The sequence below is a fragment of the Lacinutrix sp. C3R15 genome (assembly GCF_018860825.1).
Lineage (GTDB): Bacteria > Bacteroidota > Bacteroidia > Flavobacteriales > Flavobacteriaceae > Oceanihabitans.
The window spans coordinates 180,452-206,101 of sequence record NZ_JAHKPZ010000012.1 but is presented as its reverse complement, the minus strand read 5'-3'; the positions used below and the strand labels follow the sequence as shown (position 1 = coordinate 206,101).

The following is a 25,650-nucleotide window of genomic DNA, read 5'->3' as shown; positions in this document are numbered from 1 at the left end:
GGTAGCTAATTACAAACAGAATTTATTTCAACCACATAAAATTATGAATTTGAATTGTAAGTGTTTTTCACTTATTTTATTTTAACAAAAAGTTAAGGAATTAAATTGTAACACATTGTACTTTTGAGCGTCAAGTTATCAAACTAAAACCAATTTCTTAACAAAAGAGAAAATATTAAACTATTAATTTATGAAAAAAGTATTAGCCATTTTTGGCTTAAGTACAATGTTAGTTGCTTGTGGATCAGCAACAAAAACAGCCTCAAATGCTCTGGCAACAAGCACTGCTATTGAAACTTCTTTAGATTTAACTAAAGTAGTAAATGACAAAGTGCCTGTAACTATTAATCCAGGACGCTTTACAACAGATACAGTAACCTATAGATTACCAAGAGTAGTACAAGGAACATATTCTGTTAGTGATTTTGGAAAGTATGTAGACAACTTTAAAGCCTTTGATTATAAAGGAAACGAAATTGCTACTACTAAATTAGATGATAATTCATGGACTATTGCAAATGCAACAAACCTAGATAAAATTGCTTATTACGTAAACGATACTTTTGATACCGAAAGCACAGGAGGTATAGGAGGAGAAAATCCTTTTTCACCAGCGGGAACAAATATAGAACCTACAAACTACGTTTTAAACCTTCATGGTTTTGTTGGTTATTTTGATTCATTAAAAAATGCACAATATAAATTAGATGTAACTGCACCAGCAACATTTAAAAGATCTTCTGCTATTCAAGAATTAAAATCAACAACAAGTACAGATGGTAGTACTATAACAACTAGTTATTTTGCACCACGTTATTTTGATATTACAGATAACCCAATGTTTTATGGTAATCTTGATGTTGAAGAATTTCAAGTAGGAGATATTAAAGTTGTATTAAGTGTATATTCTCCAAATGATGTACATACTGCAGCATCATTAAAAGAAACCATGTATACAATGATGCAGGCACAAAAAAACTATTTAGGAGATATAAACTCTACACCTCGTTATGATATTTTCTTGTATTTAAGCGAAGGAAAACCAGATTCACCAAAAGGATTTGGAGCTTTAGAGCATCATACCTCTACAGTTGTAGTTTTAGCTGAAAATTCACCAGAAGATGCTTTAGCTAAAAGCATGATTGATGTGGTAGCACATGAGTTTTTTCATATTGTAACTCCTTTAAGCGTGCATAGTGATGATGTGCATTATTTTGATTACAACCAACCAACATTCTCTAAGCATTTATGGATGTATGAAGGTGTAACAGAGTATTTTGCGCAACATTTTCAAGTTTATGAAGGTTTAATGACAGAAGATGAGTTTTATACTACCATGTTAAGCAAAATTAAAACTGCTGCAAACATGAATGATACTATGAGTTTCACCGAAATGAGTGAAAACGTATTAGAAGATCCTTATGCACCACAATATTATAATGTATACATGAAAGGAGCTTTAATTGGTATGTGTATTGATATTTTAATGCGTGAAGAAAGTAACGGAAATAGAAGCATGCTTTCTTTAATGAAAGAACTTTCTGCTAAATACGGAAAAAACAAACCTTTTAATGATGATACTATTATTGAAGAAATTACTGCTATGACGTATCCATCTATAGGAGAGTTTTTAAAGAAACACGTTGAAGGAACTACACCAATAGATTATAATAGCTTTTTTGCTAAAGTTGGTTTAGGTTTTCAAGAAAGTAAAATAAAAACAAACTACATACAAAATGATGGTATGTTTATTTTTGAACCAAACAGAGAAACTCAAACTATTGCTTTTTCTTCTAATGTTGCAAAAAATAGTTTCTGGAATGACCATGGCGTGCAAGCTGGAGATGTTTTAAAATCTGTTGAAGGTGTAGCATTAAATATGAATACTGCACAACAAGTTATTGGTGCTATGTATATGTGGCAACCAGGAAAAGAAATTCATGTTGTTTTAGAAAGAAATGGTGAAGAAATAGTACTAGAAACTACGCTTACAGAATCTTTTACAACAGGAAAAAAATTACAACCTAAAGCAGATGCTACAGAAGCACAAAATGCTTTACGTAAAGCCTGGTTAAAAGGATAACTATTTTAGTTTTTAAAATATTAAAACGACTGATGCATGTAATAGTTTATCAGTCGTTTTTTTGTTAATATATGTGTAAAGAGTTTAAAATCAGCGTATAAATTATTATCTTTATAAGATATTCATTAATTGTTTATTTTATGAAAAGTCTATTCTTATTAATATTTGTTTTTTTATCCTCTGGAAACCTTTTAGCTCAAGAACAACAAAAAATTGAAGATGCTAACTATTGCATATTTATAGATGGAAAAATTTTTAAACAACAAAATGGAGAAATAGCACGATTAGAAACTAATTTTAGATTAAATAATGGTACTATTATTTACCCAAACGGAAGCTATAGATTAAAAAATGAAGATAAATTCTTTTTAAAAGAAGGAGAATGTATTGGTTTTAGTGGTAAAGTTTACAAAAGTCAAGAGGCACTAAATGAAGTTTTATATAAAAAATATAAAAAACTTAGAAAGTAGTTTAAAACCCTTCAAAAACACCAAGTCCAAATAAAGCAAAATCATATTTTACAGGATCTTTAGCATCTAGCTTACGCAAAGCATTATCTAACTCTAATAAGGCTTTAGCATCATTTTGTTTTCTTTTAAGTATGCCTAGTTTTCTAGCTACATTTCCAGAATGTACATCTAAAGGGCAAGATAAAAGGCTAGGAGAAATACTTTGCCAAATACCAAAATCTACACTGGCATTATCGTTTCTAACCATCCAACGTAAATACATGTTAATTCGTTTTGCTGCAGAACCTTTTAATGGGTCACTAACGTGTTTAGTAGTTCTTGCTGGATGCTCTATTTCAAAAAACACCTTTTTAAATTCAGAAATAGCACCTTGCATAGAATTATTTGAAATGTTTTTAAAAAACACACTTTCTAAACCATTATGATTTAAATATATATGCTTCAAAGCTTTTATAAAATAACTAAAATCAACACTGTTGAAAGTTCTATGTACAAAACCTTCAAACCTTTTAAGATCATTATTGTTATGATTCATAACAAAGTCATAAGGTGAATTTCCCATGAGCTCCATCATCTTATTCGCATTTTTTATAATGCTTTTTCTGTTTCCCCATGCTATGGTTGCCGCTAAAAAACCAGCTATTTCTATATCTTCTTTTTGAGTAAATTTATGAGGTATTGAAATAGGATCACTATCAATAAACTCTAGAGTATTGTATTGAATAACTTTATTGTCTAAGAATTCTTTTAATTCTTCCTTTTGTAATTGCATATAACAAATATAGATAAAAGTAATTGTTTTTTAGTAGGCAAATTAGTTGTGTTTATAGGTTACTACAAGATATTGAGGTTTTCAATAAAAGGAATTTTAATGGTTGTGTTTTTATAAAACACCTTTATGATTTAAAGGGAATGTTATGTCATAAATATCAGAAAATTCAAATAATATATAAATAAGACTTCTTTGTGATTAAACAAAAATATTTTAACTTTCAAAATGAATAATAGCATACAAAAAGTAAGCTATTAAAATCAAAAATTAAAACTAATAATGAAAAAAAGGTTAGTACTTATTTTAGTTATATTCATGACATTTAGTTGCATTGAAGAAAAAGAAATTAGCTCCTTTAATACTGAAAACTGGTCTAAAAGAGCAGCCAAAATTAGTGCAAAAGACTCCCTAGAGTTTGGTAAATCTTATCTTGCAACATACTCAGAAATTTATAGTTTAACAGAACATAAAACACATGGCTTAACTGTAATGGTGAGTATGCGTAACATAAGCGATATAGATACTATTTATGTGTTAAAAGCTGAATATTTTGATACCCACGGAAAATCGGTTAGAAAATATTTTGATACTCCTATTTATTTAGCTCCTTTAGAAACAGCTGAAATTATAATTGATGAAATTGATACTTCTGGAGGTACAGGATCTAATTTTATTTTTGATTGGAAAATACCTAAAAACTGTCCAGAACCTTTATTTGATGGAGTAATGAGTTCTACCATGGGAAAACAAGGATTGTCTTTTACAACCGAAGGAAAACGTATTAAATAATTTTCTTATACTTATTGAGTTGCCTTTTTACTTATAAAACCATCTTTTAAATGCTTAGTTCGCTGTTGCGGAATTATTTGAAAATGCGTTTTAAAAAAATCTAATTGTTCTTGGTTTAAAGCAGGTAACGGAATATCTCCTGTTCCCCAAAAAAAATCTACTTCTGTTGGCGTGTGAATAGTAGTTTTATTTAATTGAATGCTTTTATATTTTTTAGCATACTTACTGTTTTTATAAGGGTTTATAACATACTCTAAAGAAAAAGTACTAGAAACTGCAAGCTGTTTATTATTACTGATTTGTACGTTATCTATTTTAAAAAATAAAGGTATTGCGACAAGTATTATACTACAAACTAATACTGTTTTAATACTGTTTTTGTGTCTGAATATTTTTGAAGCAATTAATAAACTAAAACATAAAATAAATGGGAAGAAAAAGCGGTATTGTGGTGATGTTAAAAACAAAAATAACATAGCAATAATAGCTATTGTATAAATAGCATAAAACGCTTTTTTGTTTTTTGATTTATAGTTTATAATCGGAAAAATCAACAAAATCAATATAATCGCTTTATTAAAAATACCATGAAGAGTAGGTGCTAATAACCAACTTTTTAATTTAATAAAAAGCGATGCTTTATTAAAAGCTTCTTCGGTAAGATGGTAGGCATAAGGCTTAGTATAATTAGCAAAATAGGAAGCTATGTTTTCTGGTAAACTCCAAGATGTTTTTAAACGGTCTATACCTTGTAAAGGAAAAACTAAATTTCCTGTAATAATTATATTCTTTATAGTAAAAAGCAATAAGGTTAAACTACCAAATAAAACTACTATAGATGTTGTACTTCTAGTAAACACAAAATAACGTTTGTATAATACCAAAGACAAAATACAAAAAGGCAATGCCGTAAGTTTTATAAATGCCATAAAGAACGAAAGTAAAACCACTGTAAAAAATGCTTGTTTGGTATAATTAGCATAGCATAAAACAAACTGATGTAAAAGTATATTACTTAAAACATAAATAGCAATATCTGGTGAAGGAGCACTTATAAACGGAAAGAAAAATACATTCCATAAAGGAAACAATCCAAAAATTAAATTAGAAATATTGGTGTCTTTTTTAGATAGAAAAGCTTGTAATTTAAAAATAGCATATACATTACCTAGTAGTAAAGCTAAAGCACTCAAATCATTAAAATGCTTGTATATAAAGCTAAAGTTAAAAGCACTTTGTAAAATATGCCAAGCTGAAGTTTGTCCTAAAAATACATGTAAGTTTACTAAACCATTAGTAAAACCATAAGTGTTTAGCCATTTAATGGTTTGTATGTAATACGATTCGTTATCAATAACAAATGGAGGAGAAGCGCTTTGTGCTAATATAAGGAAACCAATACCTGTTATAAATACTTTAAAAAATAAAGAAAGCGAAGCTGTTTCCGCTTTTAATTGCAACCAAAAAGCAAGAATTGATTTATATTGTAAATAGCTTAAAACACTTGTTAAAATTAATAAAAACGCATAAAAATAGGCGTTAATGGCAAACGGAATAGCCCAAACACTAGCCAATAGTGTAACACCAAAAAAACCCAAAAAAAGAGTAATAATAGTGTCTTGTTTTTTTAGCTGTATAATACTATTTACAGTAACTCCTATAATGCTGCTTATTGCAAGAATGTATAGCCAGGAAAGGAGTATGAATAGCATAGGTTTTATTTGCATTTAAAAGTAAACAAAAAAAACACTTCAACAAACGCAGTAAGACATATTATTAAATTTCAAATTACCTGTAGCACATTGCTTTAGTAGAGGCTATTTTAATTATTCACTACCAACAATTTTACCGTCTACCATGGTCAGTTTTCGGTCTGCCATATCTGCAAGTTCTTCGTTATGTGTTACAATTACAAAAGTTTGCCCAAACTCATCACGTAATTTAAAGAATAGATTATGAAGATTTTCTGCAGAAGCACTATCTAAATTACCAGAAGGTTCATCTGCAAAAATTAAATCTGGATTATTAATTAAAGCTCTAGCAACAGCAACACGCTGTTGTTCACCTCCAGAAAGGGCATTTGGTTTGTGGTTGTGTCTATGAGATAAACCTAAAAACTCTAAAAGTTCTTTGGCGCGTTTTTCTGCTTCCGCAGGTTTTGTTCCTTTTATAAAAGCAGGAATACAAACATTTTCTAAAGCGGTAAATTCTGGTAATAATTGATGAAATTGAAAGATAAAACCTATATTTTCATTTCTAAATTTAGCCAAAGCCTTATCACTTAATAAGGGAATATTTGTTCCTTTTATTTTAAAGCTAGTTTCTTCTTTTTTAGAGGCTTTATCAAGCGTGCCAAGAATTTGTAAAAGGGTTGTTTTTCCGGCTCCTGAAGCACCAACAATAGAAACAATTTCTCCTTTTTTAATATGTAAATTAACACCTTTTAATACGTGTAAATTTTCGTAATATTTATGTATGTTTTTTGCTTGAATCATTGTTTATTTATCAAGCAATGAAAGTACTACTTTATGCTTAATTCAGCAACTTTAAATGTTTTTAGATTTAGACTTAAAGATGTTTTTTATATTGTTATAATCTATAAAATATACCATTCTTATAGAAAAAGTATGGTTAATTTCTTCTTTAAACAACTCGTTTAAACTAGAAAAATAGTCTTCTTTTGAAGCGTTAGAGTAGTTAAGCAATTGGTTTCTATATAATGCCGTTAATTGGCTTCCAGGAGCAAATTGCCATGTGTATGAAAGGTCAAGATTCCAAGTATCAAAATTAACATCAGGATTATCTACGTCTGTTTTTGTATAACCAGCATCTTGGTTTAGTCTACCGTTTTCTTGTAATTCATATAAATTATCTTCATAGGTAACAGTGCTCCAATAATTTCTAAAGGTTAGGTTTAAAGCATGAAAAGAATTAAAGTTATAGCTTCCAGAAATACTATTTTCAATAGTTACCTGGTCACGTTGCCCATAAATAATAGCATCATTATCTAATGTTTCTACATAACCACGTTCTTTTTTTTCAATATCATAAGCAAAAGAGTATTGCATTATAAATCGATCTCCTAATTTTAATCTTGGTTCTAATTCAAACCAATAACTGTTATAATTTCTTCCGTTTTCAAAAAGGGTTTCGTAACCTAAGTTAGCATCTAAAGCTATAGTTTTATTGTAGTTAGAAGATATCCAACCGTTAATATTTAACCAGTCTTCAGAAATAAAGTAACGGTTTTCTTCTCTTGGGCCAAAGTAATCATACTGTTTTCCTGGTTGCACAGCAGCATAAGCACCAAAACTCAATAAACTCTTTTTAAAGGTTCCGTTAAAATTTACATTAAAATTTTTACCAGTGTATTTATGTGGTTTAAAGAGGTAGTTTACATTGGCATTAAGGTATAAATAAAAGTTATTTAGTGTTTTTGTAGGTTCAAAAATTCTGTAGCTTCCGTTAGCATAAAAATTACTGTAGTTGTTTCTAAAAAGTATTCCCATATCATTAATATCATATTTTTTATCTACAGCTTCATGTTCAAAATAGAAACGATATTTACCACTTGTTTTTCCAAAACCAATATTAGAACTATAACCAACTTGATTGGTATCGTCTACTAAATTTATATCACTTCTTTTTAATTGTGTACTAAATTCATACGTGTTTTTTTTGTTTACAAGATCTAATAGTACAGCTGTTACATTAGCATCTCTTTCGTGACCATTTCTTAAAACATTGGTGTTTATTAAGCTAACAGAAGAGTTTTTATTGAACTGTTGGTCTACAACTAAAATATTATAATTAGCTAAAGGCTCTACAATTTCGTCTCGTGTACTATTGGTTACATTATCTTTTATTTGTGCTTTTGTTTTTTCTGTTATAGCATTAAAAACACCTATACCTAAACCGTTTTTTGTTCTACCAGAAATTTTAATAGCATTAAGCATGTTTACTTTTTCTGGATAATCAACAAATTCTTCATTTTCATTTAATATTACTTCGCCAACAGGATGGCTACCAATTCTTCTAGAATAAAAAAGGTTTCCTTTAGAAAATAAATCTACACCTTCTGTAAAGAATTGCCTTTGCTCAGAAAACTGCTGCTCAAAAGGACCTAAGTTGAGCTGTACATCGTCAAATCCTGCTTGACTAAAGTCAGGAATTAAGGTGGCGTCTAGGGTAAAATTTTCACTAATACCGTATTTAACATCCATACCAACACCATAATCTGGGCTGTTTTTTGAGTTGTAGGTTGCAGAAGCATAAGGGTATAAACTTAATCGAGTAGGAGGAGTAATATTTTCAATTCCTTTAAGTTCTCCATGATATAAACCTATATATCCTTTTGTAACGTCTAAAGGATTCCAGGTGTATTGTGAGTTATCTGTTCTAAATCTTCTATGAAATTGTAATCCCCAAGTTTGCACTTTTTGATTAGAAAAACGCAAAGTAGAATAAGGTATTTTAACTTCAACAATCCATCCATCTTCTACAATTTTTGTTGCAGATTCCCAAACAGCATTCCATCCAAAATCTTCTCCTATAGTTGGGTTTGCAATAGCATCAGCTTGATTTCCTGTTGGAAAAATAAAGAATTCTACATCGTTTTGTGCATCGTTATTTGGGTTTAAAATAATTCCGAAGAAATCAGAAACACCAAAATTATCACGTTGCGAAAACTGTTTAATAATAGCTTCTGGCTTATCATGTAAATAGGCAGCAAAAAAGATTGCATTATCGTTATAAGTAACTTTTATTTCTGTTTTTTGATGCTCTTTTTCGGTTTTACCAACATCTGGTCTAAACTGAATAAAATTATTGGCAATTTCGGCATTTTGCCAAGCAGCATCATCTAAAATAGCATCAATTTTTGGGGCTTGGTTGGTGCGTTTTATATTTAATGACTTTTTTTCTTGTGCTTGCAAAGTAATAGTAGTAATTACAATAAGCAGTGTGAAGAATAAATGTCTCATTTGGTATTTCTTTTTTTATTGCTATTTAAAAGACTTTAAAAATTAGAAAATGTTACAGTAATTTAGGTATATCTTTTTAAGATAATAAAATTTTTAACCGTACTTTATTGGTGATTTGATAATTATAAGTTTAAAAATACAGAATATTTTAATAGCAACGTTAGTTATTTAGTTTGCTAGCGACTTATTTATTTTGCGTATTTTTACACATATAATTTATAGAAAATGCCATACAAACAATTTGAAGAATATACTATTAAGGTAACAGAAGATATAAAAGGTCAATATAAAAACATTATTGAAGATTTAGGAGAAGATACTACGCGAGATGGTTTAGTAAAGACTCCAGAACGCGCTGCTAAAGCCATGCAGTTTTTAACACAAGGCTATAAACAGGATCCTGAGGAAATACTTAAAAGTGCCATGTTTAAAGAAGATTATAAGGATATGGTAATTGTAAAAGATATAGAATTGTATTCTTTATGTGAGCACCATTTACTTCCTTTTTTTGGAAAAGCACATATTGCATATATACCTAACGGACAAATTGTAGGATTAAGTAAATTACCAAGAATTGTAGATGTTTTTGCAAGACGATTACAAGTACAGGAGCGTTTAACACATCAAATATTAGATTGTATTAATGATACTTTAAAACCTCAAGGTGTTGCTGTGGTTATTGAAGCATCACATATGTGTATGATGATGCGTGGCGTACAAAAACAAAATTCTGTTACTACAACTTCTGGGTTTAGAGGGCAATTTGAAAAAATAGAAACTAGAAATGAGTTTTTAAAATTAATTAGTACTTCGCTTTCTTAAACGCTTAAAATGTAACATTTAGTAAAAATATATACTTATAAAGTGTCAGTTAACCTTGGCACTTTTTTTGTTTACTATATTACTATGAATTTACAAATGAAAAACAAATACAAATTATTAGCGTTAAGTATCCTGTTAGATGCTATAGGCTTAATTCCTTTTATAGATTTAGTTTGGGCACCACTTTCTGGTTACATCATGACAAGAATGTATAAGGGAGAAATGGGAAAAATAGCAGGTATCATTACTTTTATTGAAGAAGCAATTCCTGGTTTAGACTTTATACCAACTTTTACTATTATGTGGTTATATACTTATGTTTTTAAAAAGACTAAAACAGATGACACTATTATTGATGTAGATGCAGAATAGAAACTAGTGGAAAATAATTATTATAAAAACAAAAAATCCTTTCCAAATAAATGGAAAGGATTTTTTACTTTAAAGAAATAAAACCTATTGTAAAGTAACAGGAAATACTGCTTGAATATCTGTTTCTCCACCAGCATTAGTAATATCACCATCACTTACTCCAGAAGCATCTTTACTAGGCTCATGACGTAATGTAATAGTAATGTTTCCAGAACCAGCAGTTGCCGCTGTAGTTACCGTAAACTCTAATCCAACTGGGTTACCATCAGCATCAAAATCAAGATAAGTAAAAGTAGCTATGTCATTAGATGCTTGATAGAAAAATTGGTGCTCATCATCTTCTTCTTCAATTTCTTCATTAATAGATTCTGCAGGAGATTCTGTTTCATTTAATAGCTCTAAACTTGCATTATAAGTAGTGTTAATAGCTAAAGGAGAAGAAACTGTAATAACAGGAGCATCAGGACCATCACCATCTAAATCTTGCGATTGTAAGGTAATTGTTGTTCCGCCACCAACAGGAGTTAAAGATGCGGTTAAAGTAGTAATAACTTCTTCTTCATTTACAGGAGCTGGATTATCATCATCACTGGAACATGCTGAGAATACTACTGTTGCTAATAATAAAAATAATGTATTTTTTAATGTTTTCATTTTTTGTGTTTTTTTAATTTGTTAATAATTTAATTTTAATTGTAACATGATATTTCTTCCTAGATCATCAGCAAAATATCGTAATCTATTCAGGTTTTCTCTGTAATTAGTATTAAAAATATTAGTAATATTAAGACCTATGTTTACATCTGTTTTTTTAGATACATCTAGTGTAATATTACTTTGTAAGTGTAATAAGTGATAGGTTGGAGGAGTAGTACTAATATCTACTTCAACCGTTTCTTCTATTGTAGGAATATAGACTTCAAAATTATTGTTTGGATAATCGTTTTGTCTAAACACCAACTCGCTTTGTAATTCGGTATTAAAATGCAACCATTTTTCATTAGAATACCCAAGAATATTCACCGTCTTTATAGATGGAATGTCAATTAAATCTTCGTTTTGACTTAAATCGTTTCCTTTTATATAAGAAGATTTGTTCTTAAAAAACCACTGCGTGTTAAAATTATAGTTAGCAGTTAGGTCCAATCCGTATAAAGCAGCATTGGTTTGATTATAACTCCAAACCGGAAAAGCACCACGATTGGTATATTCTACTCCAGTTGGTTCTATAAAAATATAGTCACTAATGTGATTATAAAATGCTTCAAGATTTAAAGAAAGTGCCTTGTTTTTATAATTGTAAGATCCAGAAACTCTATTAGAAGTTTCTTGTTCCATGCGTAAGTCTCCTAATTCAATTCTTGCTGCCGAATGGTGTAAACCGTCACTAAATAATTCGGAAGGATTTGGTGCTCTATTAGACAAACCATAATTAAAAATAAAACTATTGGTATCGTTTATTTTATAAGAAACTCCTGCTGAAGCAGATATATTATGGTATTCAAAATTAGGATTTGTTAGTAATTGCGTACCTAAATCTTCAATAACAATATCATTAAAATCTACATCATAGCCACGTTCTTCCCAGCGGCTGGTTAGGTAGTACTTTTTAGCATCAATTTGATTATAATCATAACGAATACCAAAGTCTAAATGCACGTCATTATTTATTCTGTAATTAGAAATAATAAAAGCACCAAAATCATACTTATCATAATCAGGAATTAAACGTCTAACACCTGTACTCGGATTTGCAAAATTGTTTTGATAACCAGCATTAATACCTAAGTTATAGGTGAAATTACTGTTAGCATCTAATTTTAGATTTGTTTTTAAAGTGTGTGTTTTTAAGGTTAAATCTATAGATGGTTTGTTCTCATCATCACCTACGCGAATGTCATATTCATAACGTTGGTTGTTTTGAAAGTCATACTGTACTTCTAATCGTCCAAAATTTTTAAAACGTTTGTAAAAAGAGGCTTTTAAAATTTGATGTGTCACTTCTTGTTTAGGAGCGTTAATATCATAACTAAAATCCTCAATAACTAAAGGTTCTGGACTATTTATAGCATTGACTAAATCTTCAATGTTTCCAATGTGCGCAGATTTTAAAATTGCTGTTTCGTTATCTAGAAAACTATAATTAACATTAAAACCTTGTTCAAATGTTTTATAACCTCCATTAATAGAGAATCCTTTAGCGTTTAATCCTGTATTGGTTAAACTATAATCTGGAGCTTCAAAATCACCAAAACGTTTCATAGAAGCTTGTGCACCTACATACCAACCTTTTTGATAGGTTTTGGTTAATGAAGTATTAAAACTATAGCCTCTACCATTGGTATGACCACTAATAATTGTTTTTCCGTAAAGCGAATCCTTTAATTTAATTTTTGATGGTTCCATTACAATTACACCACCAATGGCATCTCCTCCATAAGCTAAAGCATTGGCTCCTTTTAAAACCGTAATGCTTCCAGCTGTATTTAAGTCGATATTTGGAGCGTGTTCAATTCCCCAATCTTGGTCTTGTAGTCTAACACCATTTGTCATTACAATAATTCTACTACTATGTAATCCATTAATAACAGGTTTTACTATAGTACTTCCTGTATTAATAGAAGATACACCACTAACTTGTTTTAAAGCATCTCCAAGATTAAGAGAACTATAGCGCTCAATAGTTTCTGTTTTTAAAAGGGTTTCTTGAGAGGTTTTGGTTAATTTAGGATTTATGCTTCCTGTAACTTCTACTTCATTAAGTTCTTCTATATGGTGCTCTAAATTAATGATAAGAAAAGTTTCTCCTTTAACCTGTATGTCTAATCTCTTGGTTTCACATGCTAAATGGGAAACAACAATAGTAATTTGACCATCGCAAAGGTTAGGTACAGAAAATTTACCATCAATATCTGAGGTTGTGTATTGGTTAAGATTTTCAATAAAAATGGTAGCATTAATTATAGGTGTACCATCGTGAAAATCATGTATTTCTCCATAAAAAGAAGAATTACAATTTTGACTTTGTGTAATGTTAAAAAACAAAAAACACAGCATCATTACATAATATTTCATTGTAAAGAATTTTAGTTTAAATAATTACTTATTTTAAACTAAAGAAGGAGGACCACGAAGCGAAAAAGAAAATTGCTGATGATTATTAAAAAAGTAATAAAATGTATTATTAATTTTAGAATAGTTTTCTTCTACGTCTATTCTAAAATTATTTAAAACGGTATAATATTTTGTATTTAGTTTAAACTTGTAAAACTCGCAATCTAAATCTAAAGCGTGTAAATGGGTTTGGCTTAAATTATCGGTACAAACATCGTGTTTATGGTTTTCAAAAACATGTCCTACTTTAACCAAACTTGGTGTAAGTAAAGCTGCTATCAATATTATAGATAGTAATTTAAAGACGCTATGTTCTTGAATATTTTTCATTTATTGTAAAAACCTACCTAAACCAAATCGTTTTAGCATTTTCTTTTCAAATTCCCAAAAGAATTTATGTTGCCCAAAAAGCCAACCATATGTTACTAATAGTATTTGATAAAAAATAAGGCCAATAATAATATAAAGAATCCAATAAATAGTAATGTTTAAGTTTTCTTTAGTAATTCCTATCCATTTCATTAAAGGTCTTCCAACAAATAAGGAAGAAGAACCTGTTATTGCAAATACCATGAAAATAGCAATCATTTCCCATTTATAGGTTACTTTCCATTTATTCTCTAATTTTTTAAAAAGGAATAAAAATAAGCGAATAAATAAATAAGTTAAAATGAAAGTTAAAACTATTTTAAAACCAAAATGAAATTCTTCTGCAAATCTATTAAAAAGTTTATAAGAAGAATAAAAGGTTACTAATACACCAAGAAAAGGAAATAGTAATTGCCAATTTTTTTGAATTTCCCAACGTTGTTTAAATTTTTCCATGCATTTTATTTCCATGCAAAAATACAGAACAGAGTTTAATTTCTAGGAATAAAATCTGTTAATTGTTGTTTGTATTTTAATTGAAAGTATATAAAGTAGTTGTAGATTTTATAATTAACATCATAGCCATAATCAATGCCATATTGGTAATTAATTTGCATTTCATAAAGATTAGGATCATACAAGCTTGGATTAAGTACTCTGGTATTCCATGCGTTTACAAATTGTATATTTCTGTTTTCTAAATAGCTTTGTGAATAATACCCTTCTTGTTTTGCTGTAGTAGCTAACCAAGTATTAAAGCCAGGTTCAATAATGATAACTTCATACTCTAAGGCTTCATTACTAATCTTTATGGTATCATTATCTATAGTTGTATTTGTTTTTTCTACAAGGTTTTTATTTCTAGTTGTATTACACGCAACTAAAAAGGTACAAACAAATAATATGTATAAAAAGGATTTCATTTTTAAAGTAATCTATTTAAAAATACAAAAAAAGCCAAACAAAAGTTTGGCTTTTAAGTTAAAATATATGTAAATATGTGTTTATTTACCAAAAAGACCACCTAGTAAACCACCAAGTCCTTCTTTTTTGCTAGCGTTACCAAGAACCATTCCTGCAACATCATCAATTACGCTACCATCTCCATCTGCATCTAATATTTTTTCAAGGAAATTTTGTTCTTCTTGAGCACCACTTCCACCAAGTAACCCACCAAGTAAACCACTAATATCATTAGTTGAACTAACATTGTTTTGATTTGCTTGTTTACCAATAACACCCATTAAAATTGGTGCAGCTACTTTAAGAATGTTAGCAACAGAAGAAGCATCTAAGCCAGATTTTTCACCTATTATTTTTTCAACACCTTGTTTTTTATTTCCAAGTACGTGTCCTAAAATTTTATCACCATCATTTGTAACTTCTTCATTAACACCACCATTAAATAAACCACCTAGGTTATCTAAAATACTACCATCATGTTTACCGCTTAAAGCTCCCATCAATCCTTGAGCACCTTCTGGAGTAGAAGCATTACGCTCCATTGCTTTCATTAAAACAGGTAATGCCATTGTTAATACGCTACTTGTTTTGCTTTGCTCTGTTCCTGTTGAACCTGATACACCACTAATAATTGTTTTACCTAGGTCACTGTTTAATAAGTCTAAAATTCCTGACATCTTATATTGTATTTAAATTGATTTAATATTTATACTACTAATTTAAATAAAAAAAGTCTTAACGTTTTAGTTAAGACTTTCTTTTTAAAATATTTTAAAAAACACCGATAAAAGTGTGTTTTTAGCTGTTTAAAAGTATACTTTTAATTTGTTCAGCTAATTCTGTTCCTATTCTATCTTGTGCTTCGTTAGTTGCAGCACCAATATGTGGTGTTAAAGAAACTCTTCCGTTCATTAAAACAGGAATAGCAGGAGTAGGTTCATTTTCAAAAGTATCTAGACCTGCAAAGGCAACTTTACCAGACTCTAAAGCAGCAATTAAAGCAACTTCATCAATTACTCCACCTCTTGCAGCATTAACAATAGCAACACCATCTTTCATTAGATCAAACTGGGCTTTACCAATAACATAATCTTTTTGTGCTGGCACATGTAAAGATATAAAATCTGCATTTTTTAATACTTCTTCTAAAGGTTGTGTAACAATATTAAATTTAACAGATTGACCATCAAAGAAATCTACACTAACGTCAGCATTTTCAATAAACATATCGGCAGCAATAACTTTCATACCTACACCTAAAGCTATTTTAGCTACTTCACGACCAATACGACCAAAACCAATAATACCAATAGTTTTACCACGTAATTCAACACCTCCAGCATAGTTTTTCTTTAGTGCTTTAAATTTTGAATCACCATCTAGTGGCATATTTCTGTTAGAGTCATGTAAAAAACGAACGCCACCATATAAATGTGCAAATACTAATTCTGCAACAGATTGCGAAGATGCAGCAGGAGTATTTATTACGTGTAATCCTTTATTTCTTGCATACTCAACGTCAATATTATCCATACCAACACCACCACGACCAATAATTTTTAAGCTAGGGCAAGCATCTATTAAATCTTGGCGAACTGTTGTAGCACTTCTAACTAATAGTGTGCTAATTTCATTTGTGTTAATGTAGTTGATTAGTTGTTCTTGTGCTACGGTTGTAGTTGAAACTTCAAAACCTGCTTCTTCAAGAGCTTTTATTCCGCTTTGAGAAATTCCGTCATTTGCTAATACTTTCATTTTTTTTGTATTAAGTTATAAGTTGAATATTAAATGGGTTAAAAAGATAATAGTTCAACTTAAAAATAAGTTTTATTTTTTTGTGTAAACATTAAAAAAGCATTGTTTACAGTAGTTTTTATGCTTTTGTTTCTAATTCACTCATTACTTCTACAAGTGCTTTTACGCTATCTAAAGGTAATGCGTTGTACATAGATGCTCTATAACCACCAACACTTCTATGACCATTTAAACCGCTAATACCAGCTTCTTTAAGCATGGTTTCAAAAGTTTCTTTTAAATCTTCATTAACAAGAGTAAAGGTTGCATTCATGTTAGAACGGTCTTCTTTATTAGCGTATCCTTTAAATAATGGATTTAAATCTATTTCAGAATACATTACACGAGCTTTCATTTCGTTAATTTCTTCAATAGCTTTAATACCACCAAGATTTTTTAACCATTCTAAAGTTAGCATAGAAGTATAAATAGGAAATACAGGAGGAGTATTAAACATACTACCTTTGCTTATGTGTACTTTATAGTCCATCATAGAAGGTATTTTACGAGAAACTTTTCCTAAAACATCTTCTTTAACAACTACTAAAGTTGTTCCTGCTGGTCCCATATTTTTTTGTGCTCCAGCATAAATTAAATCAAACTTGGTAAAATCTAAAGATCTTGAAAAGATATCACTACTCATATCGCAAGCAACAGGAATAGGAGAATCTGGAAAAGCTTTCATTTGTGTACCAAAAATGGTATTGTTTGATGTGCAGTGAAAATAATCATAATCACTAGGTATTTCATATCCTTTTGGAATATAGCTATATCCCGCATCTTTTGAAGAAGCTACTTCTATAATGTCATCATGCATTTTAGCTTCTTTTATTGCTTTATCACTCCAAGTACCAGTATTTAAATAGGCAGCTTTTTTTTCTAAAAGGTTTAATGCAACCATTAAAAATTGTGTACTTGCTCCACCTTGTAAAAATAAAGCTTTATATCCTTTGCCTTCTAATCCTAGAAGTTCTAAAGCTAAAGATCTTGCTTTTTCCATAATATCTACAAAAGCTTTGCTTCTGTGTGATATTTCTAATAAGGATAATCCATCATTATTATAGTCTAAAACAGCTTCTGATGCTTTTAATAATACTTCTTGAGTAAGAATTGATGGTCCTGCACTAAAATTATGTATTTTCATTGAAAATTTTATTTTTCATTTCCGTGAAATCGGAAATTTTATTTTTAAACTAGATACAAAGGTGCTAATTTTTGAATGGAATTGTGTTATTAAAATGATAATTTATTCACTAAATTTTTAATAAAAATGAAATTGTGTCTTCACCATCTGCATAATCTGAAAGTTCAGGCTGTTGGGTTTTTCCAAAAGGTATTTCATTTTCTGTAAAACCATTAGATACAATACATTGAATATTATTTGTATACGTATTTAAATATGCTAAAAGTGCTTCTTTTGTATTGTAATATTCGTAAAAAATAGTTGCAATAGGTGAAGAAAAACTAGCATCTTCTTTAATCATTAAAAAACCGTTTTCAAGCATAGCAAACTCACTCATTAAATATACTGCTTTGTTGTAATCATAATTATTAGCGTATTTATTTTCGTTTATAATAGGATTCCATGCATACATGGCTTTAAAAAAACGATCAAAATCATAATCTTTAGGAACAAATAACTTAGATACATTTCTGCAACCCAAACCATAGTATCTAAAAATATCTTCTGATAAAGCAGTTAGTTCTTCTTCGGTTTCGTTTCCTGTTAATACAGCAACAGAATTTCTGTTTTTTCTTATAATAGAAGGTTTGCCTTTAAAGTAGTATTCAAAATATCGTGCAGTATTATCGCTTCCTGTAGCGATTACGGCATCAAAATCTTGAAGTTTATCTTGGGTAAAAGTTATTTTTCCTTTAAAACCAGGTTCTACATATTCTACATATTTTGCTAAAAATGGAAGCAGCTGTTTATCATTGCTAGATTGTTTTACTACAACTTCATGTCCGGAAATTAAAACAGATAAAAAATCATGAAAACCAACAAGAGGAATGTTTCCTGCCATGATTATGGCTACTTTTTTAGGGTTTACTTGATTTATAGCATAGGCTTTTAGCCAAGATTTTAAGTTGGTATCTGTAAGTGATTTTGACCAGCTATTAAAAGCAAACTGAAGGTTTTTTGGGGTAAACCAGCCGTTGTGTTCTTGAGCTAATTTTATTTGATGTTTAAAACCATCAAAAAACATATCGTTATGTTCAATATTTTCTTTTTTCTGAAAATTTTCAGAAGTAAATTGGCTTAAAAAGGCTCCTAATTTTGCAAAAGCGTTAATTCTTTGATCTAAATTCATGTTGTATTTGGTTATGAATACTTTTGGCGTTATTTTTGCGCAAAGTTAGAAAAAGATTATGCTATGGCAATTATAATAACAGACGAATGTATAAATTGTGGTGCTTGTGAACCTGAGTGCCCTAATACAGCAATATATGAAGGTGCAGATGATTGGAGATATAAAGATGGAACAGGTTTAGATGGTAAATTGGTTTTGCCTAATGGTAAAACTGTAGATGCAGATGAAACGCAAGAGCCTATTAGTGATGAAATTTATTACATAGTACCAGATAAATGTACAGAATGTAAAGGGTTTCATGAAGAACCTCAATGTGCAGCAGTATGTCCTGTAGATTGTTGTGTTCCTGATGATGATCATGTAGAAACAGAAGAAGAACTTTTAGGAAAGCAAAGATTTATGCATCCTGATAATTAAATTTTAAAGAGTATTACAAAAAAAACCGAGCAATGTCTCGGTTTTTTTTGTTTTTATATTTTTCTTGTTTAGAAACTAAAGCCTAATCGAGTAAAGATATATCTACCATCTGATCCCATTTGTACAGAGTCTGCTAGACCTCCTTGATCTGTCCAACCATCAAACTGTGAAGTAGGATAGGTGTTAAATAGATTATTTGCACCAACGGTTATATTTAAACCTTTAGTAATGGTATAGCCTAAACTTAAATCTACAATAGTTTTTGCTTTATAGGTATCTGTTGCTACAAGTTCTAAAGCATCTGCTTCTGCAAAAGTTACAGGAGGAGAATCTACCCATTGAAAATCTTGTAAAACTACTTCACTAAATTGCGTTAAACTTACTAAGGCATTAAATTTAGAAGTGGAATAACCAAGATTAAGTCCGAATTTATAATCTGGAGCAGCAGCCTTTAAATAGGCTTGAGAAAAAGGACCAAAAAACCTTAGTTCTGCTTCTTCATCTGTCATGCTACCACCTTCAAAGTCAGGAGTATTAATATTTTTAATTTTTAATTTATTAAGGTTTCCTATAAGGCCTACATTTATATTGCTATCATTTCCAACAGACATATTATAACTTAATACAATATCCAGACCAGTAGTTTGTGTATCTACACCATTAGCAAAAAATTGTGCAGCATCTACGCCTAATGGACCTAGTATTGCTTGGTCTGTAAAATTATCTGTTAAAATAATTCTGTCATCTACATTAATTAAGTATCCATCAATTGTAGCTGTGAAACCTCCTTTTTTATAGGTAAAACCTAAGCTTCCGTTAAATGCTTTTTCTTCTTTTAAATCTTCAATACCAAAAGCTTTGGTTACTGTACTATTATTTGCAGATAATAAAGAAGGAACAGATTCGCCAGCTACAATATTATTAAAAATAAGATTGTAATATAGTTGCGCTAAAGAAGGTGCTCTAAATCCTGTAGAAACCGATCCTCTTATTGCTAAAGCGTCGTCTAATAATTTATATCTACTTGCTATTTTAAAATTAAAAGTATTACCAAAATCGCTATAATTTTCAAAACGTAAGGCGCCACCAACTAAAAAGTCATCTGTAAAATTAACTTCAGTATCTACATAAATACCATAATTTGTTCTGCTTCTGTCTATTTCATTTGCAGGACTATAACCAGGGAACCCTTGAGAGCCTCCAGGTAGTTCATCACCATTAGAATCAGTAGCAACTGTTTGCGTTGCAGGATTAGTAAGCGGAATTCCGTTTTCATCATAAAGCGCGTAAGAAGAAACCTCTCCAGCAAAAATGCCAAAGTTTTCTGTTCTGTATTCCATACCAAAAGCTAGGCTTAACCCAGCAGCTAGGTCTTCAAAATACTTGTTAAAATCAATACCTGTTGTATTTTGAGAAAGATAATGACCTCCTGCATCAAAATCTGTAGGAGAAGCATCTTGCATAGAAGCATTATTACTATCTTTTATGTAATAGTGAAAGTTGTTTTTACCAAAGGTGTTATTAAAATCTACATTCCAGCCATTACTCATTTTATGTTTTACACCAGCAGATACAGAAACATCTGTTATGTTAGAGGTTATTCTTGGTGTAAATCCGTCAGGATATAAACTAGGTACAGACCTGTTATCTCCATCTTCAAAACTATCTCTTGAAAAAGCATAAGCATTAGTGTCTCTAAAATTACGACCACCAAAGGCATAAATTTCGGTGTTATCACCAACAGGAACAGCTGTATTGACCATAAAATTAAATCCGTCAACTCCAGCGCTTCCATATCCTTTTCGCCATGAAAATCCAGGACGTAAGGTGTTGTCTTTTGATAAAAATTCGGTAGTAAAGTTTATAAAACCACCATTATCACCTAAATCTACACCATAGTTTAAATCTATTTTAACGGTTTCACCATCGTAGTTTTTATCTTTTCCATCTAATCTATTTTCACCTTCTACATTGTATAATGTTTCACCAGTTTCTTCAGCCCATCCATCACCAATAGCAGTATTGTAAGCACCATAGGTAACACCTCCAGAAAACCCTTCGGTATTATCTTTAAGTACAATATTAATTACACCAGCAATAGCGTCTGATCCATATTGTGCAGAAGCACCATCTCTTAACACCTCTATTCTTTTTATGGCAGAAGCAGGAATAGCGTTTAAATCTGTTCCAGAATTTCCACGACCTCTGGTACCAAAGATATTTACTAGTGAAGATTGGTGTCTTCGTTTCCCATTAATTAAAACAAGGGTTTGATCAGGACCTAAGCCTCTTAAAGAAGCAGGAACAACATGGTCAGCACCATCAGATCCAGATTGTTTACTAGCGTTAAAGGAAGGAGCTGCATATTGTAGAATTTCATTAACTTCTACTTTACCAGTAGTAGAGGCAATACTTGCAACATCTAGAACGTCTACAGGAACAGCAGTATCTACCGCTGTTCTTTTAGGACTACGAGATCCTACTAAAATAACCTCTTCTAGTCCAACGCCTTCCGCCATTGTTATATTTATAGAAGTTTGGTTGTTTACCTGTAATTCTTGTGTGTCATAGCCAACATAACTGTAAATAAGTGTGGCATTTTCATTGACATGAATACTATAGTTTCCGTCAAAATCTGTAACTACACCGTTAGAAGTGCCTTTTTCAATAATATTTACATTAGGTAAAGGTAAACCTTCAGGGTCTGTAATATTTCCGGTAATTGTTTGTCCAACTACCAAGTGTATACTAAAAAAAGCCAGTAGTACTAAAAATAAGTGTTTCATAATGTTATTATTTTTGGTTGGTTAATTAATAAAGATATGGAAATTAAACACTTAACACTAGTTTTGTTTTTTAGTTATTAACTTATTTATTAAAAATTAATTAATAATGCTAAGTATGATTTATATTTGCAATCGCTAATAAAAACAAGTTCCTTTTTAGGCGTATTGTTTTAAAAGCAAAAAGAAGTTTAATTTAAAGATTTCCGTTTTTTCGGAAAAAACATATGAAAGCAGGAATTGTAGGATTACCAAATGTAGGAAAGTCAACTTTATTTAATTGTTTGTCTAATGCTAAAGCACAAAGTGCAAACTTTCCGTTTTGTACTATTGAACCAAATATAGGAGTAGTAAATGTGCCAGATCCAAGACTTGAAAAATTAGAAGAGTTGGTTAAACCAGAACGCGTTTTACCTGCTACAGTAGAGATTGTAGATATTGCAGGATTGGTAAAAGGAGCAAGTAAAGGAGAGGGTTTAGGAAATCAATTTTTAGCAAATATTAGAGAAACAGACGCTATTTTACATGTTTTACGTTGTTTTGATAATGATAACATTGTACATGTTGATGGTAATGTAAATCCTATTAGAGATAAAGAAACTATTGATATGGAGTTACAGTTAAAAGATTTAGAAACTGTAGATAAAAAATTAGATAAAGTAAAAAGAGCAGCCAAAACAGGAAATAAAGAAGCACAAAAAGAAGAGGCTGTTTTATTAAAAATTAAAGAAAACTTAGAAGCAGGTGTATCTGTAAGAGCTTTAGAGTTTAGTGAAGAAGATTATTTAGAGTTTGTAAAACCTAGCCAATTTATTACAGATAAACCAGTAATGTATGTATGTAATGTAGATGAAAGTGCAGCGGTTTCTGGTAATGCATATGTAGAGCAGGTTAGAGAAGCTGTGAAAGATGAAAATGCTGAAGTATTAGTACTAGCAGTAGGTACAGAGGCAGATATTAATGAACTTGATGATTATGAAGAAAGACAAATGTTTCTTCAGGATATAGGTTTAGATGAGCCTGGTGCTGCTAAACTAATTCGTTCTGCTTACAAGTTATTAAACCAACAAACATATTTTACTGCAGGAGTAAAAGAAGTACGAGCTTGGACAGTAAATGTAGGAGCAACAGGACCTCAAGCGGCAGGAGTAATTCATACCGATTTTGAAAAAGGCTTTATTAGAGCAGAAGTTATAGCTTATGAAGATTTTGTTACTTATGGTAGCGAAGCAAAAGTTAAAGAAGCGGGTAAAATGCGTGTAGAAGGTAAAAACTATATCGTTAAAGATGGAGATGTTATGCATTTCTTATTTAATGTATAACTTGTTTAAGCAAATAATTGCTGCCTTTAGGTAATACGTGTTTTATTAACACATATATTTAAATAAAAAAGACAATAAAAACGAAGCTACTTGTATCGTTTTTATTGTCTTTTTTTATGTTTTTAGCTAGTTTTTAAATAAAGTATCTATACAGATATTGGTTTTAAATATTTAAAATTAATGTTTTTTAATTAGTTATTATATGTTTTGCTTTTTTTGTTAAATCATATAAAATACACAAATACCAAAATAAATTTAGGAGTAAAATAATAATTTTAAACCATTTTTTTTGAGAAATCTGTATTCTTATAAACAGTTTGTACTTTGTTAATTACTTTGTGCTTCCTGTATTTTATTTTTTAATGCGAAATGTTATATTAGCCACTTATCCTATTTTTTTATTTATTTATGTCTCAAGAAACCAAATATACCGAAGATAATATACGTTCATTAGACTGGAAAGAGCATATACGTATGCGACCAGGAATGTATATTGGTAAGTTAGGTGATGGTTCTTCAGCAGATGATGGTATCTATATTCTTTTAAAAGAAGTGCTTGACAACTCTATAGATGAGTATGTCATGGGAGCAGGTAAAACCATTGAAATCTCTATACATGGTAGTAAGGTAATTGTACGCGATTATGGTCGTGGTATTCCTTTGGGTAAAGTGGTAGATGTCGTTTCTAAAATGAATACAGGAGGAAAATATGACTCTAAAGCATTTAAGAAATCGGTTGGTTTAAATGGTGTTGGTACCAAGGCAGTTAACGCTTTATCTTCCTTTTTTAGAGTAGAGTCTACAAGAGATAATAAAAGCGCTTCCGCGGAATTTGAGCAAGGTAACCTTATCAATCAAGAATTACTTGAAGATACCTCTAGAAGAAAAGGAACCAAAGTATCCTTTGTACCAGATGAAATTATATTTAAAAATTACAAATTTCGTAGTGAATATGTAGAAAAAATGCTTAAATACTATGTGTATTTAAATCCAGGATTAACCATTGTTTTTAATGGCGAAAAATTCTACAGTGAAAACGGTCTAAAAGATTTATTATCTGAAAACATTAACGAAACAGACCGAGCTTACCCTATTATTCATTTACGTGGTGATGATATAGAAATAGCATTAACACATAGTAAAACACAATATAGCGAGCAATACCATTCCTTTGTTAACGGACAAAATACCACACAAGGAGGTACACATCTTGCAGCATTTAGAGAAGCATTAGTAAGAACCATTAGAGAATATTTTGGTAAAAACTACGAAGCTTCAGATATACGTAAATCTGTAGTCTGTGCTATTGCTATTAAAGTAATGGAACCCGTTTTTGAAAGTCAGACAAAAACCAAATTAGGATCTACAGATATGGGAGGAGAGCTACCAACCGTAAGAACCTACGTTAATGACTTTTTAAAAACATATCTAGATAACTTTTTACATAAAAATACAGATGTAGCAGAAAGTATTCAGCGTAAAATATTACAAGCAGAACGCGAACGTAAAGAACTTTCTGGTATACGTAAACTAGCAAAAGACAGAGCTAAAAAGGCCAATTTGCATAACAAAAAACTACGCGATTGTAGAGTGCATTTTGGAGACACAAAAAACGAAAGAAATCTTGAAACTACCTTGTTTATTACAGAGGGAGATTCTGCATCTGGTAGTATTACCAAATCAAGAGATGTAAACACACAAGCCGTTTTTAGCTTAAAAGGAAAACCTTTAAATTGTTACGGACTAAGTAAAAAAATAGTGTATGAAAACGAAGAGTTTAACCTACTTCAAGCTGCATTAAATATTGAAGAATCTATAGAAGATTTGCGTTACAATAATATTGTAATTGCAACAGATGCCGATGTGGATGGTATGCATATTCGTTTATTATTAATAACGTTCTTTTTGCAATTTTTCCCAGAAATAATAAAAGAAGGCCATTTGTATATTTTGCAAACACCTCTTTTTAGAGTACGTAATAAAAAAGAAACCATTTATTGTTATTCTGAAGAAGAAAGAATAAGTGCAATAGAAAAACTAAAACCTAAACCAGAAATTACACGATTTAAAGGTCTTGGTGAAATTTCACCAGACGAGTTTGTGCATTTTATTGGCGAAGATATTCGTTTAGATCCTGTAATGTTAGATAAAGACATGTCTATTGACGAATTGTTAAGTTTCTATATGGGAAAAAACACACCAACACGTCAAGAGTTTATCATAGATAATCTTAAAGTAGAACTAGATATTATTGAAGAAGAAAGTAAATGATTTAAACATTTTTAA

General features: G+C 30.3%; 22 protein-coding genes. 8 read left to right on the top strand and 14 right to left on the bottom strand.

The window, feature by feature from the left end; genetic code table 11:
* The first annotated feature begins 190 nt into the window (after nt 1-190).
* Both KO494_RS03855 and KO494_RS03850 read left to right on the top strand, forming a co-directional pair.
* Nucleotides 191-2,083, top strand: coding sequence for a peptidase M61 (locus KO494_RS03855; RefSeq protein ID WP_215966282.1), 1,893 nt, complete (start codon nt 191-193; stop codon nt 2,081-2,083).
* Between the two features lie 140 nt (nt 2,084-2,223).
* Nucleotides 2,224-2,553 (top strand): DUF6799 domain-containing protein, encoded by a 330-nt coding sequence (locus tag KO494_RS03850; RefSeq protein ID WP_215966281.1) that lies wholly within the window; start codon nt 2,224-2,226, stop codon nt 2,551-2,553.
* A gap of 1 nt (nt 2,554) precedes the next feature.
* Here the strand turns inward: KO494_RS03850 and KO494_RS03845 are convergent, their stop codons facing one another.
* Nucleotides 2,555-3,325: a TIGR02757 family protein gene (locus KO494_RS03845; protein WP_215966280.1), complete on the bottom strand. Its 771-nt coding sequence runs from the start codon at nt 3,323-3,325 to the stop codon at nt 2,555-2,557.
* 279 nt (nt 3,326-3,604) lie between these two features.
* Here KO494_RS03845 and KO494_RS03840 point away from each other — a divergent pair, with 279 nt between their 5' ends.
* Nucleotides 3,605-4,114 (top strand): DUF3124 domain-containing protein, encoded by a 510-nt coding sequence (locus KO494_RS03840; protein WP_215966279.1) that lies wholly within the window; start codon nt 3,605-3,607, stop codon nt 4,112-4,114.
* An 11-nt stretch (nt 4,115-4,125) separates the two neighbouring features.
* Here the strand turns inward: KO494_RS03840 and KO494_RS03835 are convergent, their stop codons facing one another.
* From KO494_RS03835 to KO494_RS03825, 3 genes are all read right to left on the bottom strand, one after another.
* The gene (locus KO494_RS03835) at nt 4,126-5,826 is read right to left on the bottom strand and encodes a hypothetical protein (RefSeq protein WP_215966278.1); all 1,701 of its coding nucleotides are present in this window, start codon (nt 5,824-5,826) and stop codon (nt 4,126-4,128) included.
* Nucleotides 5,827-5,940: 114 nt separating this feature from the next.
* Nucleotides 5,941-6,609 (bottom strand): ABC transporter ATP-binding protein, encoded by a 669-nt coding sequence (locus KO494_RS03830; RefSeq protein WP_215966277.1) that lies wholly within the window; start codon nt 6,607-6,609, stop codon nt 5,941-5,943.
* A 51-nt stretch (nt 6,610-6,660) separates the two neighbouring features.
* The gene (locus KO494_RS03825; protein WP_215966276.1) at nt 6,661-9,096 is read right to left on the bottom strand and encodes a DUF5916 domain-containing protein; all 2,436 of its coding nucleotides are present in this window, start codon (nt 9,094-9,096) and stop codon (nt 6,661-6,663) included.
* A 225-nt stretch (nt 9,097-9,321) separates the two neighbouring features.
* Here KO494_RS03825 and folE point away from each other — a divergent pair, with 225 nt between their 5' ends.
* Nucleotides 9,322-9,918, top strand: coding sequence for a GTP cyclohydrolase I FolE (folE, locus tag KO494_RS03820; protein ID WP_215966275.1), 597 nt, complete (start codon nt 9,322-9,324; stop codon nt 9,916-9,918).
* A gap of 96 nt (nt 9,919-10,014) precedes the next feature.
* Nucleotides 10,015-10,290: a hypothetical protein gene (locus tag KO494_RS03815; RefSeq protein WP_252730299.1), complete on the top strand. Its 276-nt coding sequence runs from the start codon at nt 10,015-10,017 to the stop codon at nt 10,288-10,290.
* An 84-nt stretch (nt 10,291-10,374) separates the two neighbouring features.
* On the opposite strand, the gene KO494_RS03810 is transcribed toward KO494_RS03815, so the two are convergent.
* From KO494_RS03810 to KO494_RS03770, 9 genes are all read right to left on the bottom strand, one after another.
* Nucleotides 10,375-10,944 carry a type 1 periplasmic binding fold superfamily protein gene (locus KO494_RS03810; RefSeq protein ID WP_215966273.1) on the bottom strand — a complete coding sequence of 190 codons (570 nt, stop codon included), beginning with the start codon at nt 10,942-10,944 and terminating at the stop codon, nt 10,375-10,377.
* Nucleotides 10,945-10,965: 21 nt separating this feature from the next.
* Complete coding sequence (locus tag KO494_RS03805; RefSeq protein WP_215966272.1) at nt 10,966-13,365, bottom strand: TonB-dependent receptor domain-containing protein; 2,400 nt, start codon at nt 13,363-13,365, stop codon at nt 10,966-10,968.
* 33 nt (nt 13,366-13,398) lie between these two features.
* The gene (locus KO494_RS03800) at nt 13,399-13,734 is read right to left on the bottom strand and encodes a hypothetical protein (protein WP_252730297.1); all 336 of its coding nucleotides are present in this window, start codon (nt 13,732-13,734) and stop codon (nt 13,399-13,401) included.
* A complete protein-coding gene (locus KO494_RS03795; RefSeq protein ID WP_215966271.1) occupies nt 13,735-14,229 on the bottom strand; it encodes a DUF6787 family protein in 495 nt (164 codons plus the stop codon).
* Between the two features lie 35 nt (nt 14,230-14,264).
* Entirely contained in the window at nt 14,265-14,696 is a 432-nt protein-coding gene (locus tag KO494_RS03790) for a DUF6146 family protein (protein ID WP_215966270.1), read from the bottom strand.
* A gap of 81 nt (nt 14,697-14,777) precedes the next feature.
* Nucleotides 14,778-15,413, bottom strand: coding sequence for a DUF937 domain-containing protein (locus KO494_RS03785; RefSeq protein WP_215966269.1), 636 nt, complete (start codon nt 15,411-15,413; stop codon nt 14,778-14,780).
* 121 nt (nt 15,414-15,534) lie between these two features.
* Entirely contained in the window at nt 15,535-16,491 is a 957-nt protein-coding gene (locus tag KO494_RS03780) for a D-2-hydroxyacid dehydrogenase (RefSeq protein WP_215966268.1), read from the bottom strand.
* Nucleotides 16,492-16,609: 118 nt separating this feature from the next.
* Nucleotides 16,610-17,674, bottom strand: a complete 1,065-nt coding sequence (serC, locus tag KO494_RS03775; protein ID WP_215966267.1) for a 3-phosphoserine/phosphohydroxythreonine transaminase — start codon at nt 17,672-17,674, stop codon at nt 16,610-16,612.
* Nucleotides 17,675-17,783: 109 nt separating this feature from the next.
* Entirely contained in the window at nt 17,784-18,842 is a 1,059-nt protein-coding gene (locus KO494_RS03770) for an acyl-CoA reductase (RefSeq protein WP_215966266.1), read from the bottom strand.
* Nucleotides 18,843-18,905: 63 nt separating this feature from the next.
* On the opposite strand from KO494_RS03770, the gene KO494_RS03765 reads away from it, so the two are divergent.
* Nucleotides 18,906-19,259: a 4Fe-4S dicluster domain-containing protein gene (locus KO494_RS03765; protein WP_215966265.1), complete on the top strand. Its 354-nt coding sequence runs from the start codon at nt 18,906-18,908 to the stop codon at nt 19,257-19,259.
* Nucleotides 19,260-19,327: 68 nt separating this feature from the next.
* On the opposite strand, the gene KO494_RS03760 is transcribed toward KO494_RS03765, so the two are convergent.
* Nucleotides 19,328-22,045 (bottom strand): TonB-dependent receptor, encoded by a 2,718-nt coding sequence (locus KO494_RS03760; protein WP_215966264.1) that lies wholly within the window; start codon nt 22,043-22,045, stop codon nt 19,328-19,330.
* A gap of 224 nt (nt 22,046-22,269) precedes the next feature.
* Between KO494_RS03760 and ychF the strand changes: the two genes are divergently transcribed.
* A complete protein-coding gene (gene ychF / locus KO494_RS03755) occupies nt 22,270-23,364 on the top strand; it encodes a redox-regulated ATPase YchF (protein ID WP_215966263.1) in 1,095 nt (364 codons plus the stop codon).
* A 408-nt stretch (nt 23,365-23,772) separates the two neighbouring features.
* Nucleotides 23,773-25,635, top strand: coding sequence for a DNA topoisomerase IV subunit B (locus KO494_RS03750; RefSeq protein ID WP_215966262.1), 1,863 nt, complete (start codon nt 23,773-23,775; stop codon nt 25,633-25,635).
* Nucleotides 25,636-25,650: the final 15 nt, after the last annotated feature.

Excerpts from the sequence above, each read along its gene's own strand:
- KO494_RS03855 (WP_215966282.1), top strand. The coding sequence starts at position 191 with ATGAAAAAAGTATTAGCCATTTTTGGCTTAAGTACAATGTTAGTTGCT.
- KO494_RS03850 (WP_215966281.1), top strand. The coding sequence starts at position 2,224 with ATGAAAAGTCTATTCTTATTAATATTTGTTTTTTTATCCTCTGGAAAC.
- KO494_RS03845 (WP_215966280.1), bottom strand. The coding sequence starts at position 3,325 with ATGCAATTACAAAAGGAAGAATTAAAAGAATTCTTAGACAATAAAGTT.
- KO494_RS03840 (WP_215966279.1), top strand. The coding sequence starts at position 3,605 with ATGAAAAAAAGGTTAGTACTTATTTTAGTTATATTCATGACATTTAGT.
- KO494_RS03835 (WP_215966278.1), bottom strand. The coding sequence starts at position 5,826 with ATGCTATTCATACTCCTTTCCTGGCTATACATTCTTGCAATAAGCAGC.
- KO494_RS03830 (WP_215966277.1), bottom strand. The coding sequence starts at position 6,609 with ATGATTCAAGCAAAAAACATACATAAATATTACGAAAATTTACACGTA.
- KO494_RS03825 (WP_215966276.1), bottom strand. The coding sequence starts at position 9,096 with ATGAGACATTTATTCTTCACACTGCTTATTGTAATTACTACTATTACT.
- folE (WP_215966275.1), top strand. The coding sequence starts at position 9,322 with ATGCCATACAAACAATTTGAAGAATATACTATTAAGGTAACAGAAGAT.
- KO494_RS03815 (WP_252730299.1), top strand. The coding sequence starts at position 10,015 with ATGAAAAACAAATACAAATTATTAGCGTTAAGTATCCTGTTAGATGCT.
- KO494_RS03810 (WP_215966273.1), bottom strand. The coding sequence starts at position 10,944 with ATGAAAACATTAAAAAATACATTATTTTTATTATTAGCAACAGTAGTA.
- KO494_RS03805 (WP_215966272.1), bottom strand. The coding sequence starts at position 13,365 with ATGAAATATTATGTAATGATGCTGTGTTTTTTGTTTTTTAACATTACA.
- KO494_RS03800 (WP_252730297.1), bottom strand. The coding sequence starts at position 13,734 with ATGAAAAATATTCAAGAACATAGCGTCTTTAAATTACTATCTATAATA.
- KO494_RS03795 (WP_215966271.1), bottom strand. The coding sequence starts at position 14,229 with ATGGAAAAATTTAAACAACGTTGGGAAATTCAAAAAAATTGGCAATTA.
- KO494_RS03790 (WP_215966270.1), bottom strand. The coding sequence starts at position 14,696 with ATGAAATCCTTTTTATACATATTATTTGTTTGTACCTTTTTAGTTGCG.
- KO494_RS03785 (WP_215966269.1), bottom strand. The coding sequence starts at position 15,413 with ATGTCAGGAATTTTAGACTTATTAAACAGTGACCTAGGTAAAACAATT.
- KO494_RS03780 (WP_215966268.1), bottom strand. The coding sequence starts at position 16,491 with ATGAAAGTATTAGCAAATGACGGAATTTCTCAAAGCGGAATAAAAGCT.
- serC (WP_215966267.1), bottom strand. The coding sequence starts at position 17,674 with ATGAAAATACATAATTTTAGTGCAGGACCATCAATTCTTACTCAAGAA.
- KO494_RS03770 (WP_215966266.1), bottom strand. The coding sequence starts at position 18,842 with ATGAATTTAGATCAAAGAATTAACGCTTTTGCAAAATTAGGAGCCTTT.
- KO494_RS03765 (WP_215966265.1), top strand. The coding sequence starts at position 18,906 with ATGGCAATTATAATAACAGACGAATGTATAAATTGTGGTGCTTGTGAA.
- KO494_RS03760 (WP_215966264.1), bottom strand. The coding sequence starts at position 22,045 with ATGAAACACTTATTTTTAGTACTACTGGCTTTTTTTAGTATACACTTG.
- ychF (WP_215966263.1), top strand. The coding sequence starts at position 22,270 with ATGAAAGCAGGAATTGTAGGATTACCAAATGTAGGAAAGTCAACTTTA.
- KO494_RS03750 (WP_215966262.1), top strand. The coding sequence starts at position 23,773 with ATGTCTCAAGAAACCAAATATACCGAAGATAATATACGTTCATTAGAC.